At 60.4% G+C, this 18,151-nt stretch carries 14 protein-coding genes and 1 pseudogene; 10 read left to right on the forward strand and 5 right to left on the reverse strand.

All coding sequences use genetic code 11. The annotated features are described in order from the left end of the window. Positions 1 to 243: 243 nt before the first annotated feature. Positions 244 to 3,234 carry a carboxypeptidase regulatory-like domain-containing protein gene (locus AB4043_RS07895; protein ID WP_442300548.1) on the reverse strand — a complete coding sequence of 997 codons (2,991 nt, stop codon included), beginning with the start codon at positions 3,232 to 3,234 and terminating at the stop codon, positions 244 to 246. Positions 3,235 to 3,618: 384 nt separating this feature from the next. Between AB4043_RS07895 and AB4043_RS07900 the strand changes: the two genes are divergently transcribed. The 9 genes and pseudogenes from AB4043_RS07900 (at position 3,619) to AB4043_RS07940 (ending at position 12,896) form a co-directional block, all read left to right on the forward strand. Beyond that, a complete protein-coding gene (locus tag AB4043_RS07900) occupies positions 3,619 to 4,581 on the forward strand; it encodes a LysR substrate-binding domain-containing protein (protein WP_442306809.1) in 963 nt (320 codons plus the stop codon). 528 nt (positions 4,582 to 5,109) lie between these two features. After that, complete coding sequence (locus tag AB4043_RS07905) at positions 5,110 to 6,930, forward strand: hypothetical protein (protein ID WP_442306810.1); 1,821 nt, start codon at positions 5,110 to 5,112, stop codon at positions 6,928 to 6,930. Further along, positions 6,867 to 8,000: a choice-of-anchor D domain-containing protein gene (locus AB4043_RS07910; protein WP_442306811.1), complete on the forward strand. Its 1,134-nt coding sequence runs from the start codon at positions 6,867 to 6,869 to the stop codon at positions 7,998 to 8,000. Before AB4043_RS07905 ends, AB4043_RS07910 begins: the two co-directional genes overlap by 64 nt. A 192-nt stretch (positions 8,001 to 8,192) precedes the next feature. Beyond that, on the forward strand, positions 8,193 to 9,146 hold the full coding sequence (gene cysD / locus AB4043_RS07915; protein ID WP_442306812.1) for a sulfate adenylyltransferase subunit CysD: 954 nt from the start codon (positions 8,193 to 8,195) through the stop codon (positions 9,144 to 9,146). A 1-nt stretch (position 9,147) separates the two neighbouring features. Beyond that, positions 9,148 to 9,915, forward strand: a pseudogene (locus AB4043_RS07920) (sulfate adenylyltransferase subunit 1); the annotation flags it as partial. A 52-nt stretch (positions 9,916 to 9,967) separates the two neighbouring features. Beyond that, positions 9,968 to 10,525, forward strand: a complete 558-nt coding sequence (locus AB4043_RS07925; RefSeq protein ID WP_442306813.1) for an elongation factor 1-alpha C-terminal domain-related protein — start codon at positions 9,968 to 9,970, stop codon at positions 10,523 to 10,525. Continuing rightward, positions 10,522 to 11,214 (forward strand): phosphoadenylyl-sulfate reductase, encoded by a 693-nt coding sequence (locus tag AB4043_RS07930; RefSeq protein ID WP_442300542.1) that lies wholly within the window; start codon positions 10,522 to 10,524, stop codon positions 11,212 to 11,214. Before AB4043_RS07925 ends, AB4043_RS07930 begins: the two co-directional genes overlap by 4 nt. Positions 11,215 to 11,262: 48 nt before the next feature. Then, a complete protein-coding gene (locus AB4043_RS07935; RefSeq protein ID WP_442300541.1) occupies positions 11,263 to 12,345 on the forward strand; it encodes an XdhC family protein in 1,083 nt (360 codons plus the stop codon). Further along, on the forward strand, positions 12,342 to 12,896 hold the full coding sequence (locus tag AB4043_RS07940; protein WP_442300540.1) for a nucleotidyltransferase family protein: 555 nt from the start codon (positions 12,342 to 12,344) through the stop codon (positions 12,894 to 12,896). Before AB4043_RS07935 ends, AB4043_RS07940 begins: the two co-directional genes overlap by 4 nt. 86 nt (positions 12,897 to 12,982) lie before the next feature. On the opposite strand, the gene AB4043_RS07945 is transcribed toward AB4043_RS07940, so the two are convergent. The 4 genes from AB4043_RS07945 to AB4043_RS07960 are packed head-to-tail and all read right to left on the reverse strand — an operon-like array spanning position 12,983 to position 17,230. Next, the gene (locus tag AB4043_RS07945) at positions 12,983 to 13,837 is read right to left on the reverse strand and encodes an FAD binding domain-containing protein (RefSeq protein ID WP_442300539.1); all 855 of its coding nucleotides are present in this window, start codon (positions 13,835 to 13,837) and stop codon (positions 12,983 to 12,985) included. Between the two features lie 3 nt (positions 13,838 to 13,840). Then, on the reverse strand, positions 13,841 to 14,314 hold the full coding sequence (locus AB4043_RS07950; protein ID WP_442300538.1) for a (2Fe-2S)-binding protein: 474 nt from the start codon (positions 14,312 to 14,314) through the stop codon (positions 13,841 to 13,843). Between the two features lie 39 nt (positions 14,315 to 14,353). Beyond that, positions 14,354 to 16,669, reverse strand: coding sequence for a xanthine dehydrogenase family protein molybdopterin-binding subunit (locus tag AB4043_RS07955; RefSeq protein WP_442300537.1), 2,316 nt, complete (start codon positions 16,667 to 16,669; stop codon positions 14,354 to 14,356). Between the two features lie 60 nt (positions 16,670 to 16,729). Continuing rightward, positions 16,730 to 17,230 (reverse strand): O-acetyl-ADP-ribose deacetylase, encoded by a 501-nt coding sequence (locus tag AB4043_RS07960; protein WP_442306814.1) that lies wholly within the window; start codon positions 17,228 to 17,230, stop codon positions 16,730 to 16,732. Positions 17,231 to 17,240: 10 nt separating this feature from the next. Between AB4043_RS07960 and AB4043_RS07965 the strand changes: the two genes are divergently transcribed. Beyond that, positions 17,241 to 18,151 (forward strand): purine nucleoside permease (locus AB4043_RS07965; RefSeq protein WP_442306815.1); only part of this gene is annotated, 911 nt, incomplete at its 3' end.

Genomic DNA, 18,151 nt, shown 5'->3' on the forward strand with positions numbered 1-18,151 from the left:
GGGCGAGACAGTCGAGGCCATATTGGTGCCCTCGTGGATGGGGTTGATTTTGGTCTTCGATGTAGAGGCGTCGGGTTTTCCAGCGACAGGTTTCGCGGCCTGGGAGAACGCCGGTACCGAGAGAAGCAGAGCAGCGGAGGCGAGAGCGGAGAGACGCATGAACCTTGAAAGCTCCTTCAACGGAAGAACGCAGTGCGTCCCATTGGGAACGCACTGCGTGGATTTATGTGAAGCGGAACCAGTTTAGAAGCTAATGCGGCCGATGAACTGAAGCTGACGCGGAGCGTACTCCAGGTAACCGCTGCCGCCGGCCGCCGTAGGCGTGCCGTAGGCCGAAGAGTTGGCGTTGGTGTTGTAGCTGTAGGGGTTGAAGTGATTGAAGAGGTTGAAGACCTCGACAGCGACGCTTGCCTTGATTTTTTCGCCGATAGGGAAGGCTTCCTGTAGACGGCTGTCGATGCGCTCGTAAGCACGGCCGCGGAAGGCGTTACGGGCCATCACCCAGTAACCGTAGTTGGCATCGTAAGAGAACTTCGACATGGGAGCGTAGACAGCGAGGCAAGGCGCGACAGCGCAGGTCGTGCCTGCCTGGATCGGCGTCGTGCCGGCTGCGACGGTACGGTTGAAGCTCGGGGTGCCGCCATTCGGTGATGCTGTTCCCGTGGCGGTCGCAAAGGCCAGGCCCGAGCCAAAGCGGAAGAGCGAGGAGAGCGAGAGACCGTACTTCCATTTGTACTCACCACTCAACGTAAGCGAGTGGCGCTGGTCATCCGTACCGTTACCCCACTCATCCTTGATACCGGAAGCAAAGGGCTTATTGGGATAGTAGAAGGGGCCTTCCGTCGAGTTCTTCGTACGCGCCCAGGTATAAGCGAGAGCGCCTGTGAACCCAGCGGTCACGGAGTGCTTGATGCCGAGCTGCAGGCCGTCATAGATGGAACCCGCTCCACCCGGCGTGAAGAACTGCGAGACCGAAGTGAAAGACTGGTTGCAGACCTGGCGGGTGCTGCTGCCATAGCTGGAGATGGTGTCCAGAGCCACTGAGCCGTTACCGCAGACGCGGGCCGTGCTGGACGCGAGCGTGCTGTTCGGGTTCAGGTTGCGCTGTGCATTCGTCGGATCGGCCAGGAAGTTGCCGTTGAGCCGGATCCAATCGTCGTACGCACGCGTGTGGACGAAGTCCATGTTGAGGATCGTTTTCCAGGGCAATTCACGCTGTACGCCGAAAGAGAGTTGCAGCGCGTAGGGCACCTTGGCGTCCTTGGCCAGCGGCTGTACCGCCTGCGTATACGCTGACGGGTTGGCCGCCGGGTTGCCGCCCTTGAACGGATCGGAGAAGTTGATCGGGTTTGCCGCCGTACCACTCACCGAAGCCTGGATCGTGGAGACTCCATTGAAGATTTGCTGGTCGATGATCTGGTTGGCGGAGATGTCGGCGAAGTAGAGACCTGCGCCGCCACGGATATTCGTCTTGCCGTTACCCATGGGATCCCAGGCAAAACCGATGCGCGGTGCGAAGTTGTTGTTGTCGTTCCCCTGCGGCACCAGCAGGCCATTGCTGAGCTTCGGCCCGCCGGTAAAGGCGCCTAAGTCGTTGTCGTAGCGGATACCGAGGTTCACCGTCAGGCGCGGAAGAATCTTCCAGTCATCCTGGAACCAGAAACCGTAGATGGAGCGAGGAACATCGACGGTGAAGTCGCCGAAGCCCTTGATAAAGGTCGCCGCACCGCCGCAGACCGAGTTGATCGCCGTGTAGTTCCAGCTTGAGGCGTCGGAGGCGCCGTTGGGGAACATGGCGTTGTACTGGGCCGCCGTGATGGAGGCGCTGCAGGGATTGATGCGGCCGCGCACGTTCTGCTGGAAGTAGCCACCGTGACCGGTGTAGATGTACTCGGCGCCGAACTTGACCGAGTGCTTGCCCTTTAGCCAGAAGACGTCGTCGCGGTAGTCCTGATTGTTCTGGGCGAAGATCTGCGGGTAGTTATAGGGGCCGCCGACCGTGATGTTGGAGAAGATGATCTCCATTGACTGGGTGTAGGGCAGGTTYTGCCATCCGAAATGGTGATATCCGCCATGCAGATCGTTCACCAGGTTGGGAGTGATATTCGAGTTCCAGTCGGCGACGAAGCCGTAGCTGGTGCGGGTTCCCTGGTAGGCGCGCGATGGATCGGCGTTACCGCTCACACCCAAATAGTCGCTCTTGTAGGTGAAGCCATCGCCACGGACAAAGATGCGGTTGGTCGCATTGATCTGGTAGTCACCGCGGCCAAGATACTCGTTCACGCGCAGTGTGTTCGGATGCGAGAAGGCGGCATTCGTGACCAGATTAGTGGTAGTGGCGGTATCGGGCTTGCGCTCACCCTCATAGGAGCCAAAGAACCAGAGCTTGTCTTTCTTGATGGGCCCACCCATGGTGCCACCGAACTGCTGATCGCTGAAGGGCAGCACTTTCTTGGCCACCGGATCGGGTGCATTCAGGGAGTCGTTGCGGAAGTAGCCGAAAAGGCCGCCGTGATAGGAATTCGATCCGGACTTCGACTGCGAGTTGACGTAGACGCCCGCCGAGCGGCCCAGTGTTGCGTCGAACCGGTTCGTGATGATCTGGAACTGTGAGATTGCATCCTGGGAGAAGCGCGGCTGACCGAAAGCAGCACCGGCAGTATCCTGCGAGACCTGCAGACCGTCCATCGTGATCATGAACTTACCCGACTCCGATGCGGAGCCAACGGGAACGTCCGAGGTAACGGCGTTGATCTTGATGCCTGGGACCAGCGTCGCCAAGGACATGTAGTTGCGGCCGTTGATCGGTACACCCTGAACCTCCTGCGGCGTTACGTTGCCAGCCACAACCGAGGAAGTGGTATCGATGGCGAGCGACTCGGCCTCGACAACGATCGAGGTTGTCGTGGATGCGATGGGAAGCTGCAGATCAAGCGTTACGAGCTGGCCGACAAGCAGCGTGACCGGCTTCTTTACCGGCGTAAAGCCGGAGGAGGAGGCGGTGATCTCGTAGTCAGCGGCGACCAGTGACGGGATCAGGTAGATACCCTCGGCGTTGGTCGTGGCGTGGAACGCAGCACCACCGACGCGAACAACCTCGACGGAGGCGCCGGAGATGGCCGCACCTTGTGTGTCCGTGATCTTTCCGGTGAAGCCAGTCTGCTGGGCACGGCCGACTACGGTGACCACGGAGAGTGCAACAAGAAGAAGCAGGGAGCGAAGGAATATCTTCATGCCAAGTGACCTCACAAAAACAAATTCAGATAGACAGGCCTCTGCCGCGATATCGATAACGGGAAATCGTCGAGCCGGGCCCTTATATGGGGTTCTTTATGTGCCTGTACTGCTGGGTGGCGGTGACTCAGGAGGCTGATCCGCCGGACAAGTGCAAAGGGGACGAACGGAGATCCATCCCCGGGAACAGCGCATTTTCGATCGTGTGTGAGAGCAGCGTAAAAGCGGATCGGCAGCTTGTCTAATCGAAAGATTTTCAGCCGTGATTGATAAAAGAAGAATTCATCTCTTATTGACAAGTGGGAAATACGAGGCAAAACTAAGACTCAACGCGACCACAAGCACGACAACCTGAGCAGCAATCTGGACTGGGAGAAGAGGGTTTTGGACTTTCGTATCCGGCAGTTGCAGTGTTTTCTCACCCTGGCCGAAGTGTTGAACTACGGTAAGACCGCGCGTTCGCTCTACATCAGCCAGCCGACACTGACCTTTCAGATCAAAGGTCTGGAGCACGCGCTCGGCGTGAGGCTGTTCGAGCGGACACGGCAGCACGTGCGCCTGACCGAAGCCGGTGCGGCCTTCCGCGAGTACGCCAAATCGATTCTGGACACGGTCGACGCCGCCCGCGATTGCCTGCAGTCCCTGGACTCGCGCCTGCGGCTGACCATCGCCTGCGGCCCGGTTGGACAGTTCGTCCTGCTGCCGAATGTGATCCGCATGCTTGCCGACGAATATCCGACCTTTGAGCTCGAGGTCTGTGACATGACCACCGAGCAGCAGATGGCCGCCCTGCCGGAAGGCAAGGTCGACGCCCTGCTGATGATGCCGGCGCTGCCGATTGAAGGCATCCATTTCGATCCCCTGCGGCAGGAGAAGATGATGGCTGTGGTCAGCTCTGAGAGCCAGTTGGCGCAGCAGAGCTCGGTCAGCGTGCAGGTCTTCCGTTCAACCCCGATCATCGCCTCGCGCCTGAAGGATTGCCGCTTCCATCAACCCGCGCTGCACAGCATGCTGGCCCCGTTCGGCATCACGCCAAAGTTCACGGAGAGCCCGCAGTCCTGCTCGGTGCAATTCGCCTACGCATCCGCTGGCGAAGGGATTGCCATTACGACCGAAGGTATCCGCACCTGCGTAGTGCCCGGAGTCACGATGCTTCCGATCGAAGAAGAACTGCCTCCGGTAACACTCGGACTTGCATTTCTGGAGAGCAACCTGTCGCCGKCAATGAAGATCTTCCGCAAAGTGGTACTGATAGCCAGCCGCAGACTGGCCGCCACGGCGCGTACGTCACGCCTGGCTCCCGTGGTGGTGAAGGAGTTCGCTTCACGGCGGGAGATGGCTGTTTAGGGCGTATCGACAGATCCAACGAGACCACGCACACGGTCTGTCCCAAATTCGTCGACACCCCAGGCTGCCAAAAAATCCGGCGGCGATGTAATCCCGTTCTGCGCCCCCTCGTCTCTCAGCTGCAGGGGGATTTTCGGGGACCTCTGAAAGCCTCCTGAGTGGGTGGTGTGTGGCCGTTCGTGGGGGACGAGCGGCCCTCCCGCCATACAGCACTACGGCATCTGTCCTCGCCTCTTCCCTCTTCATCCAACAACCCGTTTGTTGTTAGAGCATTTTCCCTGTTGCTGGGTATCCCGGGAGAGGAGTGCAGCGGCGTTTTCATTGCGGAAAACGCCCATAGATGGGAAAGCCTTACATCACACCCACAGGGAAAATGCTCTACCGCACAGAGAGATACGTGTGTAATCGCGCACGCGAAAGCCCGCGTCTGTAATGGGCGAATCGGTATTTCACTCAATGCCTAAATGATTTCCGCAAACAGGCGGCTAGACCGTCATAGCGGAGCTATGGGCTGAAACGAGTTGGGCTTTGAAACAGTTCATCCGCACTACTCTGTCTTTTCTTTCTCTGGCCCTGGTGGCCTCCGTTGGCCGGGCCCAGACTTCGGTTTCGATCCACGACATCATGACCAGCCTTCCCAACTCCCCATACCTGGGTAAGAGCGTCTCCACCTCCGGCATCGTGGTCGGCGTCATGAGTACCGGCGGGTTTTATATCTCCGAACCGAGCAGCAGTTGGGACAACCTAATCTCAGTCACCTCGAATGGACAGTTCTGGGCAACACTCAACTCCAACACTTCCACCAATAACCATCTCTTCCGCTCCACCGGCATCGCGGGCGATGAGTATGTTCCCTCCGGCGCTCCCAGCACTGTTCCGACCTGGGGCGGCAACCCGCAACGCATCCTGATTGACACCACCACCTTTGGCGGAACGGCGGTTGACATCACCGTCGGTCAGTCAATCACCTGCACCACGGGCTCAAGCATCAAAGTGGGCGCCACGGCCGGCATTGGCCTGATCGACTACACGCTTGGCTATGCTCGCCTTCTGATCTTCCCCACCAGCGTCTGCACCGTAAATGGAAGTGTGGCGACCACTACATCTGCAACCGCCGACTCCACACACTTCCAGGTAGGAACGCTGGACCTGGACCGCTTCTACTCCACCACCGGCGCAACGACCGGCTCGGTCGCCATCTCATCGAGCGCCTATACACGCCGCCTGACCAAGGCAGCGTTGGCCATCGTCAACTCCCTCGGCACGCCGGACATTCTGAGTGTGCAGGAGGTGCAGGACCAGACAACCCTCAATGACCTCGCCTCCGCCGTCAACACGCTGGGAAGCACCAGCTACAAAGGCTACCTGGTGCAGAGCAGCGACAGTAATAGCCTGAATCTCGGCTTTCTGGTGAACACCTCTCGTATCGATGCGGACTCCGTGACCCAGATGGGAGCCAGCGCCACCTACAGCGGTGGAACACTGTTTGAGCGGCCGCCCCTGATGCTGAAGGCCGAGGTGCATCGCGTCGGCAAGACGTATCCGGTCACTGTGATCAACGTGCATCTGACCAGCCGCGACAACATCGGCGACAGTAGCCTGGGAGCCGATGTCCGCGCCCGTCGTGCAGCACAGGCTTATTACGTCAGCCAACTGGTTCAGACGGAGCAGACCGCCGGTGAGAATGTGCTCGTGGACGGCAACTTCAATGCCGCCGAATTCAACGATGGCTACGTCGACGTGATGGGTATCATCAACGGCTCGCCCGCGGCAGCCACCGCAGTCACGCTGTACCAGGCGACTGCAACCACGGGAGCGCTGACGAACTTCACCACGGATGTAACGACCCTGCAGCGCTACAACGCCATCACCCGCGGCCAGGCGGATGCGATGGAGCACATTCTTGCATCGTCAACCGTGACCGCGTCCACCACGGCGCAAAACTCACTGGCCAGCTACATGACCAGCGTGGTGCAGCCGCRCTTTACCGCCGACTTTGCCGCCGTGAACACGAACAGTTCCACCACCCCCGCCGGACTGACCTCGCACGACGGCCAGGTGGTCAGCTTCCTGATCCCTGCCGTTCCTACCTCGGCGGCGGTCTCTGCCACCTCACTGAACTTCGGCGATGTGTACGTTGGCGGCTCGAAATCGCTCTCGGTGACCGTGCAGAACACCTCGGGCTTCACCTCAACGGTGAACGTCACCAACATTGCCATCAGCGGCACGAACGCAAGCGACTACACACAGACCTCCAACTGCAGCGCGTTGAGCGATCAGCAGACTTGCACCATCACCGTCACCGTACCGCAACGCTCTCGCCTACCAGCGCCACCTACGGCAACGTGATTCTGAATACGACCTCTGCCACCCAGACCTTCACCTGGACCAATACCAGCGCAATCGCACTGAAGGTAAGCGCAGCGACGGTCACCAGCGGATGGACGGTGGTCACCAATAACTGCGGCACCGTCGCCGCGGCAGCAAGCTGCACCATCCTGGTCGCCTTCACTCCAACGACTCTCGGGTCGCAAACAGGCACGCTGACCGTGACTTCGAACAGCAGCGTGAACGGAACCCTGACCGCCTCGCTGAGCGGCCGCGGTGTTGCTGATGTGGAGGCGTCTCCCACCTCGTTGAGTTTCGGCAACGTGGATATGGGCTATAGCTCGTCGGCGCAGGCGGTCACCATTACCAACTACACCAATGCGACCATCGCTCTGACTTCCATCACCATCACCGGTGACTACGCTTACACCAGTACGTGCGGCAGCACGCTGGCCGGTCTGGCAAGCTGCACTCTGAGCGTGACCTTCACCCCCACGGCCACCGGAACACGAACCGGAACGATAACGGTTAGCACCAACGACACCAAGGTGCCTGTCATCACCGTTGCTCTGACAGGCAACGGTGTGGACTTCTCGATCACGTTGAACCCAACCTCCGGCAGCGTGATCGCCGGGCTGTCTCTCAGCTCGACGGCTACTCTTACACCGATCGGCGGCTTCAACAACTCGATCACTCTCAGTTCCTCCACCACTGCGGGCGGAACGACCGTAAGCTTCGCCAACAGCACACTGACACTCTCGTCCGCGACGACCGATGCCGTGACGATCGCCACCACGGCGCAGTACACGGTGATCGGCTACACGGGCTACGGGCGTTGGATGTCGATCTTCGGTGTCGCGGGGGGCCTGCTGCTGTGGTGTGCCCGTCGTCGCGTAAAAGGCGTGGCACGCGCCGGAGCCCTCTGCGGTCTTGCCTTGTTCTTCCTGTTGCCGCTGAGCGGCTGCAGCGGCAAGCTGCCTTCCAAGAACAGCGATCCGACCTACCCGGGAACCTACACCGTGACTGTGACGGCCACCGATGGCACCTTGACGAGGTCGGCTGCCTACACCATGACAGTGACAGCTAAATAACTGTAAGCACAAGCTTTGCGAGCAGGCGGGGTGGCCTAACGTGCCGGTTGCCCCGCCCTTTTTTGTTAGAATAAACACGTGATGCGCCGCGTCCTTACCGACCGCTGTTGTTGTCTCCTCTAGCGCCCTCCCCCTCGCGCTCGCGCATCGTTCTCTCGTCCCACATCATCTTTTCTGGAAGCACCGGAGTCTATGAGTACCCTTCTTCCCACTGACGCTGCATCGTCCGTCGCCGAGCTTCTGACGCCGCGCAAGATGGACCATCTGCGCGCGTTAGAGGCCGAAAGCATCTTCATCCTGCGCGAGGCCGTCGCCGAATTCGCACGGCCGGTCATGCTGTATTCCATCGGCAAAGACTCAAGCGTCATGCTGCGGCTGGCACAGAAAGCCTTTTACCCCGGCAAGATTCCCTTCCCTCTGCTGCACATCGATACCAGCTACAAGTTCCCGGAGATGATCGCCTTCCGCGACAACTACGTAAAGGAGATCGGCGCCGACCTGATTGTGCACCGCAATGAGAAGGCCATTGCCGATGGAGCGAATCCGCACGACCTGGGAACGCAGAACTGCTGCGGTCTGCTGAAGACGCGTGCTCTGCTCGACGGCCTGGAGGCCGGCGGCTTCGATGCAGCCTTCGGTGGAGCTCGCCGCGACGAAGAGAAGAGCCGCGCCAAGGAGCGTGTCTACAGCTTCCGCGACGGCAACGGACAGTGGGACCCGAAGAACCAGCGCCCAGAGCTCTGGCAGGTCTACAACTCGCGCCTGAAGAAGGGCGAGAGCATTCGCGTCTTCCCGCTCTCGAACTGGACCGAGCTCGACATCTGGCTCTATCTCTACGCCGAGCAGATTCCCATCGTGCCGCTCTACTTTGCGCGTGAACGTGAAGCCGTTATCCGCGCCGGACAGATCACTCTGACCTATGCCGAGACGCGCCTGCTACCCGGGGAAAAGATTGAGACGGTGATGTGCCGTATGCGTTCGCTGGGCTGCATGYCCTGCACCGGAGCGATCCGCAGCGAGGCCGACACCCTTGAAAAGATCATCGCGGAGCTGATCAGCTTCCGCCGCTCTGAGCGCGAGAACCGCGCCATCGACCACGACGAAGAGGGCTCCATGGAGACCAAGAAGCGGGAGGGCTACTTCTAAAATGGCCACCGCATCCGCACACACTGACTTCCGTGTATTTCTGGACTCGCATCTCGACCGTGAGCTGCTGCGCTTCACCACTGCAGGCTCTGTCGATGACGGCAAGAGCACGCTCATCGGCCGCCTGCTGCATGACACCAAGAGCGTCTACGAGGATCAGCTCGCCTCCGTCGCCAAGAGCCGYGTCAATCGCGCAGGCAACGGACGTGTTGACCTCTCCCTGCTSACCGACGGSCTGCGYGCYGAGCGCGAGCAGGGCATCACCATCGAYGTRGCSTACCGYTACTTCGCCACCGCGAAGCGCAAGTTCATCATCGCGGACACGCCGGGGCACGAGCAGTACACACGCAACATGGCCACGGGCGCATCAACGGCCGATGTCGCCATCGTCCTGGTGGACGGCAGCAAGGGTATTCTTCCGCAGTCGCGCCGTCACAGCTTTATCGCATCGCTGCTGGGTATTCCCCACGTCGTCGCCGCCGTGAATAAGATGGATCTCGTTAGCTACGATGAGGCGAAGTTCCGCGCCATCGAAGCCGACTTCCGCGCCCTGGCAAAACGGCTTGGCCTACGCAACGTGCAGATCATCCCGGTCTCAGCGCTTGAGGGCGATAACGTCGTTACCTCCTCGACCAACATGCCGTGGTACAGCGGGCCAACCTTGCTGGAGTACCTGGAGACCGTGCCGCTGCGCGAGCACGTTTCCGACCAGCCGCTGCGTTTCCCGGTACAGCTCGTCGTTCGCCCTGACCGCACCTTCCGCGGCTTTGCCGGACAGGTTGCCGGCGGCACTGTCCGCGCGGGTCAGCAAGGTCGTGTGGATGCACGAGGAGCCGCTCGAAGCCGGCAAGACCTACCTTCTGAAGCAGACCTCCCGTGTCGTCCGTGCGGAGGTGAAGCGCATTGCCTATCGAGTCGACGTCAACTCGCTGGAGCATCTGGACGCCACCGAGCTGAAGATGAACGACATCGCGGAAGTTGAGTTCGAGACCAACCTGCCGCTCTTCTTCGATGCCTACCGCGAGAATCGCGTAACCGGTGCGGCGATCCTGATCGATCCGCTCTCGAACGCGACTGTTGGCGCGCTGATGATCGACCGTGCTGTCCGCACGGTAACCCGCAACGACCTGCCTGCGTTGCTAGCCGCTGCCCACATCGACCTGGCCGAGCGCCTGCGAGAGCTGCTGGCGGCCGCCGGGCATCGCGCTGTGGTGCTGCATGGCTTCACTCCGGATGAGGTTCCAGTTGCGGTGCGTGCGCTGCAGCTTGCCGGTGTGCTGGCGATCGTCGCCGGTGCTGTTGAAGGTGCGACGGTCCTCGATGCTACAGACGATGCCGGACTGATTGCCGCACTGGCGGAGATGGGAGTAACCGTATGAGCGTCGCCCTTCCGGTGGACTACGACTCGTTGAGCGCAGAGCAGTTGGCGGAACAGATCTTCGCTGAATTTGCCGGTGTGCCTGCCTGCTTTACCTGCAGCTTCCAGACCGAGGACATGGTCGTGCTGGATATCCTGCGGAAGATTCAGCCGGAGATCGCCGTCATTTTCCTGGAGACCGGCTATCACTTCGCGGAGACTTACGCCTACCGCGACCAGATGGTGGCTGCCTGGAACCTGAACCTCGTCAACGCACTGCCTGAAGAGACACGCGCCGAGCACGAGGCGAAACGCGGCCTGTTGCACATCGTGAATCCGACCGAGTGCTGCAACCTGCGCAAGGTGGGGCCTCTGATGAAGTCATTGGAGCCCTACGGTGTGTGGTTCACCGGCCTGCGCCGGGAACAGTCGCCGACGCGCGCCAACCTCAAAAAGGTCGAGGATCATCGCACTCCCAATGGCCACGAGCTGAAGAAGATCTCGCTGCTGGCGGACTGGACATGGGAGCAGGTCACCGCATACGCCCAGGCTCACAACATCCCGGAGCTGCCACTCTACGCCAAGGGGTATACCTCCATTGGATGTGAGCCGTGCACCGCTATCTCTACCGACCCCAATAATGCCCGCGCCGGGCGCTGGGGCGGAAAGAAGCTGGAGTGCGGAATTCACACCTTCAGCGAGAAACAGTAACGCCAGGTTGCGCTTTTCTTTTTCGCCTGAGCTAGCATCTCACTACACATGAAAGAGCGCAGAGACATCGTCGTACTTTCGGGACAGGCCGCCGGCGGCGTTCTGGTCACGCTGGTGCGCGTGCATGGCTCCAGCTATCGCCGCCCAGGAGCCCGTCTGTTGATCCTGCCGGACGGGCGCACCTCAGGCACCATCAGCGGTGGCTGCCTGGAAGCGGAGATCCTGCGCAAGGCCCTATGGAAGGTGCGCAACGGAGCCGTCATCGAGCGCTTCTCCACCGCCTTCGATGACACCGCTGAGATTCCCTACGGTCTGGGCTGTGGCGGCATTGTGGACCTGCTGCTGGAGCCTGTGGACGCTGAGGCCTGTCGGGCTCTTCTAGGCGCAATGGCAGCCTCACTGCATGGATATCCCTGCAAGGTCACGACATGGCTTCCGCGTATTGGTGAGGCCGGGCTGAAGCGGTTGATCCGCTCAGCGCGCGGTGAAGAACTCTTTGCGGATACCAATTTTCCCGGCTGGGACGAGGCGGATCCCGAACGCTGCTTTGAAGAGATACTGGCCGCACCGCAGCGGCTGGTTGTACTGGGAGCAGGTGACGACGCCCGTCCTGTCGTTCGCATGGCCAACGAACTCGGCTGGACCGTGATTGTCGCCGATGGCCGGCCACAACTCGCCAAATGGGAGCGCTTTCCCGGCGCGGAGGCCGTAGGAGTCGCCGAAACACTTGCTGACGTGAAGGTGACCTCCAACGATGCCGTGATCCTGATGACGCACAGCTACGACCAGGACCGCCGCTGGCTGACTGAGCTGTTGCCGCTCGCGCCGAAGTACCTCGGCCTGCTGGGTGCGCGCCACCGTTCGAGTCTGCTTATCGAAGAGGCAGCACAGCACGCTGGTCTCACTCTGCAGGAGGCCTGCAACCGCGTGCATGCGCCTATCGGTCTCGACCTTGGCGGCGATGGTCCGGAAGCGGTTGCGCTCGCCATTCTTGCCGAAGTGCAGGCAGTGCTGCACCAGCGTCCGGCAGGCTTACGCCAGCTCACCGCCGAAAAAGTGCGGACCATCATCGACGAAGGACCGGCCATTCGTTATGAAGATGTATTGTGCGCTCTGGATGTGCAGCCATGAAGGCAGCAGCGCTGATTCTGGCGGCAGGGGCTTCGACACGGCTGGGTCAGCCGAAGCAACTGGTACGCCTCGGCGAGGAGACACTACTCGCAAGGGCGATCCGTATTGCCAATGAGGCTGGCTGCGAACCCATCGTTGTCGTTCTGGGAGCCAACCGGGAAGAGATCGAAGCTGTGGTTCCGCTTGATTCCATACATGTGGTGCATAACGACGAATGGCAGGAGGGTATGGCCTCGTCAATCCGTGCGGGACTGCGCGACCTCGCCATCGGAATGACGGAAGGTGTGCTGGTGATGGCCTGCGACCAGCCCCGCGTCACGGTGGAGCATCTACGTGCGCTGCTCGGTGTGAGTGGCTTGGCTTCCAGCGGGTATGCAGGTCGGCGTGGCGTTCCGGCAGTCTTTCCGCGCGATCTATTTTCGGAGTTGATGAAACTGCAGGGAGATGCGGGAGCCAGAGATATCCTGCAGCACGAAACAGTCACGGTGATTGAGCTTCCAGGCGGCGAGGTGGATATCGATACGCCTGAGGATTTAGAAAAGCTGAAGTAGTTCTTTCCTCACTCGGGTGCCCACCCGGGCGGGGATAAGCACGCAGGTCCTTCGCTTAGGCTCAGGATGACAGCTTTAAGTAGTACTCACAACGACAGTAGAAACTCATCCAGTAAATTGCACGCCACCGCCGTGCGGTACTTCGCAGTCGAGCGGATGTCATCGATCGGCTTGATCTCCGAGGCTAACGCAGCAGCAGCGAGTGTCCGGAGCTCCGGTGTGATCGTCTTGCCAAGTAACACCGCCTCTGTCGCATGCAAGCGTGCGGGACGGTCCACCAGGCTTGCTCCCGCAAGACGAATCTCACGTACGGTCGAGCCATCCATCAATGCGGTTGCCGCAAGCGCGATCTTCGAGATGGCCTGCGCGTTGCGCGTACCTACCTTGCGGACATACTGCCGGTGCTGTGCGAAACGGCACGGCAGGCGGATGGCATAGATCAGCTCGCCCGGTAACAGCACGGTTTTCTTGTAGCCGAGATGGAACTCGTCGTACGGCAGCGTGCGGCGGCCATTCGCGCTCACGAGCTCGATGGTTGCGTCGTAGACAAGAAGCGCCGGCGGATTATCCGCCGCAGGTGAAGCATTCGCGATATTGCCGCCGAGTGTTCCGCGATTCTGATTGGCGATGGACCCGGTCCACGCCGCAGTCTGCACCAACAGGGGAAACTCGCGTGCGATGGTTTCATTGCGGCGGATATCGGTAAACGTCGCTCCAGCACCGAGTGTCAGTGTTTCAGCGTGCTCCTCGATAAAGTGCAACTCTTTGAGGCGGTGGAGCGAGATAAGCTCACGCGGTCCAAGCCGGCCGACGCCGAGCGCCACCATCAGCTCAGTGCCGCCGGCAATAGGCGTAAGTCTGGGATTCGCCGCAAGCGCCGAGAGCACGGCACCGAGCGAGCCGGGAGCGGTGAGCGTGTAATCGCGAACGTCAGATCGCATAGCTTACTTCCCTGCCTCCGCCAGCTTCGCCGTCTGCTGCACGGCCTCGAAGATACGCATGTAACCGGTGCAGCGGCAGAGATTGCCGGAGAGACCTTCCCGGATCTCATCGAGGGTCGGAGCCGGATGCTTCTCCAGCAGATGGTGCGTCGCCAGGATCATGCCGGGCGTACAGATGCCGCACTGCGCTCCACCTTTCTCCAGAAAGCACTGCTGGATGGGATGAAGGTGCGTATGCTCTCCGAGACCTTCGATAGTGGTGACGGTGGCTCCCTGTACCTGAAGCGAAGGCACCAGGCAGGAGTTAATGAGCTCACCGTCCAGAAGCACAGAACAGGAGCCGCACTCGCCCTCGCCGCAGCCCTCCTTCGTTCCAGTAAGGTGCAGATGTTCGCGCAGCAGGTCGAGCAGGCGCGTCATGGGAGGCGCATCGACGGTGACCTGACTGCCGTTGAGAGTGAAGGTGATGATGCTCATACGTGATTCCAATTCTGAAATGCAGATCTCGCTGCTGCGCTACGATGTTGTTCCGCTGAAGACCGGACCAGCAACCGCAGGCTGGAGCTGAGAACTATCGGCAGATGTAAATGTCGGGTTCGCCAGCTTGTCGAAGATGTCCTCGGGTAACAGCGGGCAGTGGTTGAAGCGAACACCCGTCGCCTCTTCAATCGCATTCAGAATCGCCGGAGCGGGGCCATCCATCGGAAGCTCGCCGATGCCTTTCGCTCCAGAGGGTCCGTGAATGCTGGGGACTTCTTCGAAGAGCACATGGATCGGCGGAAGATCGGCGCTGGTAGGCATGATGTAGTTCGTCATCTGATTGTTGGCCATCACACCGTCTTTCCAGACACACTTCTCATAGATGGCATAGCCGATGCCTTGCGCGACACCGCCCTCGACCTGCCCTTTGGCGAGCACGGGGTTCAGCACTTTGCCAACCTCCTGCAGCGCCCAGAAGTTCTTCACCTCGGCCATGTAGGTGCGTGTGTCCACCTCGACCTGGGCGATATACACCGCCCAGGCATACGCCGGATACGCATCGCCGCGATACTTATCGTCGTCCCAGAAGATATCGTCCTGCGCCTGATAACGTGCCGTGGCGCGCAGCTCGCCATGCTTCTGCTTGTAGGCGAGCGCGGCGTGACAGAACTGCTGCGGTGTGTAGGTCTCTCCCAACAGCCCGCTTTCGCGCATACAGCCCAGCAGGTTGTGCGATGCGGTCTCCACCAGCTTGCCGACGATCATTGCTGTACGAGATGCGACGGTCGGTCCGCTATTCGGCACTCGATGGGTGTCAGGCTGCGCGATGCGTACGTCCTTATAAGGGACGTGCAACGCCTGCGCCGCTACCTGGCAGAGGATGGTATTCGTGCCCTGCCCGAACTCGGTCGACGAGACCAGGATCTCCGGCCTGCCCTGGTCATCGACCTCAATGGCCACGAGCGAGTCCAACCGCCGTTCACCGCTGCCGGTAAAGCCGGCACCGTGCATGAAAGTGGCGAAGCCAATGCCACGCTTGATGGGTGACGTTGGATTCGTCTTTGCGAACTCCGCGCGCTTGGCGTGGTATCCACTCTCTTCCAGGGCACGCGTCAGCATGCCGTTGAGATCGATGGGATCTTTGATCAACTGCCCCGTCGCTGTTGTACCGCCGGGCTGAAGGAAGTTACGTCGGCGGAGCTCCTCCGGCGTAATGCCCACGGTCTTCGCGATCAGATCCATGTGACGTTCGAGGCCAAAGATCGACTGCGGTGCGCCGAAGCCGCGGAAGGCTCCGTGCGGAGGACAGTTTGTCGCCACCGCCTTGGCGCGGATACGCAGATTCGGCCAGTTGTAAGGTCCTGCAGCATGAATCGTGCCGCGCGACAGCACCACTGGTGACAGCGTCACATACGCTCCGCCATCGATCGCAAACTCGATCTCGCCGCCCAACAGCCTGCCATCCTTTGAGACCGCCGTGCGGTGGCGCGTGCGCGAGGGATGACGCTTGGTGGTCGCCGCCATATCCTCCATCCGGTCGTAGACCATCTTCACCGGTCTGCCGCTCTTCATCGCCAGCAATGCGGCATGGCAACCGATCACGGAGGGATAGTCTTCCTTGCCACCGAAGGCTCCGCCGGTCTCGACCTGGATGACGCGGCACTTCTCTTCGGACAAAGCAAACGCAAGCTGCAGCGCGTGATGCAGGTAATACGGACACTGCATCGATCCCCATACGGTGACGCCTTCTTCGGTGTACTCCGCGATGACGCCGTTGTTCTCGATGTAGAGCTGTTCCTGTGCGCCGGTGGAGTACTCGCCTTCAATGATGTAGTCGGCGGTCGCCCACACATCGTCGACGTTGCCCTTCTCCATCAGGTAGGTCTTGAAGACATTGGGCGAGTCGCCTGCCTCGCTGTTCCAGATGACCGGCGCATCCGGAGCTTCTGACTCTTCAATGGTGAAGACCGCCGGCAGCGGCTCGTACTCGATGGTCACCGCATCAACGGCCTTGCGCAGCAGCGCCTTATCCGGATGCGCCAACAACACGATGGGCTCTTCGGGATGATTGACGACCTCTTCCACCAGGCAGGGATGGTCCTTGAGCAGATGAACGATGGTGTTCTCGCCCGGGATGTCCTTCCAGGAAACGATGGTGAACTCGTCCCATGGAATGCCTTCGCCGTACCGGATGGCCGTGATGCGCCCACGTGGAAACTTCGAGCGCACGGTGGCGCCGTGAATCATCTGCGGGAAATGAAGATCGTCAATGTACTTGGCGCGTCCCAGTACTTTGGCTTCGCCTTCATAGCGAAGAGCTGGTGCGCCGACAATAGGTTCCTTGGGTGCCATGGCGAAAAAGTATTCGCATAGCATACGTCGCCCCAGACGATTGCGGAAGTAGGGATTCTGCTATCCCAACAGCGCGGCGTACGCTCGCTCTGCCTCGTCGCTGAAAACAACGAAGACGACGCGATCGAGCAGCGGCATATGAGCGTGCTCGCGAACAGCGCGCACGGCGATCTCCGTCGCCCGTTCTAACGGGAAACGATAGACCCCGGTCGAGATCGCCGGGAAGGCGATGCTCCGGGCGCCATGCTCCCGCGCCAGATCGAGACAACGGTTGTAACAACTTGCAAGCAGGTCATCCTCGCCGCTGCCGCCTCCGTTCCATACCGGACCAACCGCATGGAAGACCCACTTCGCCGGTAGGCGGAAGCCTGGTGTGGGTTTAGCGTCACCGKTTTTGCAGCCACCCAGCAGACTGCAGGCATGCAACAGCTCGGGACCGGCGGCGCGGTGGATCGCGCCGTCGACTCCTCCACCGCCCAGCAGAGAGGAGTTGGCAGCGTTCACAATGGCGTCGACCGCCAGTTTTGTAATGTCTCCGCGATGGATCTCAAGCGATGCCATACGTCCTCAGATGCTATTCTCGGCCAAGGGCGTGTCATCCAACTCCTGTCGTCAGCGTTGCGAGTGTCTGCTCACCGTCGCAGCCCCTCTGCTCTCTGCCCAATCGGCCCAACAGGCCCAAAAGCCGTGGCCGATCAAGGCCGTTATTGTCACGACATTTGAGATCGGCAAGGACGAGGGCGATGTCCCCGGCGAATTCCAGCTCTGGGTCGAGCGCGAACATCTGACCGAAACCCTCGACTTCCCCGGCGGCATTCATCCCCTCCGCACCAACCCGGAACACACCGTTCTGGGCCTCCTCAGCGGCACCACGCTGGTGAACGCCACCACCTCGCTGATGGCCCTGGGCACGGACTCACGCTTCGACCTCACCCATGCCTACTGGCTGGTGAACGGCATTGCCGGAGTCGATCCCGCCGATGCCGGAATCGGCTCTGCCGCATGGGCAAACTATGTCGTCAACGACATCTCGCGCTACATCGATCCGCGTGAGATGCCGAAGGACTGGCCGACCGGCTACTTCGCCATCGGAGCCCACGAACCGAACAAGCTGCCGCCCTCCGGCGGCGTGATCCGCGACCGGGTCAACGCCTACAAGCTCAACACCAAACTGACCGCCTGGGCCTACAACCTCACCAAGGACACGCAGCTTCTGGACTCGCCCGAAGTCGCCGAGTTCCGCAAAGGTTTCACCGGCTATCCCAACGCTCAGAAGCCCCCCATGGTGATGATCGGCGACACCTTCGCCTCTGACAGCTACTGGCACGGCAAGCTGATGACCGACTTTGCCAACGACTGGGTGAAGCTCTTCACTGACAGCCAGGGCAACTTTGTGATGACCGAGATGGAAGACTCCGGCTTCACCGAGGCGATGAAGCGCCTTGATCGCATGAAGCGAGTCGACTATCAGCGGCTGATGGT

This window comes from Terriglobus sp. YAF25 (assembly GCF_052113305.1).
In the GTDB taxonomy this organism is placed as follows: domain Bacteria; phylum Acidobacteriota; class Terriglobia; order Terriglobales; family Acidobacteriaceae; genus Terriglobus.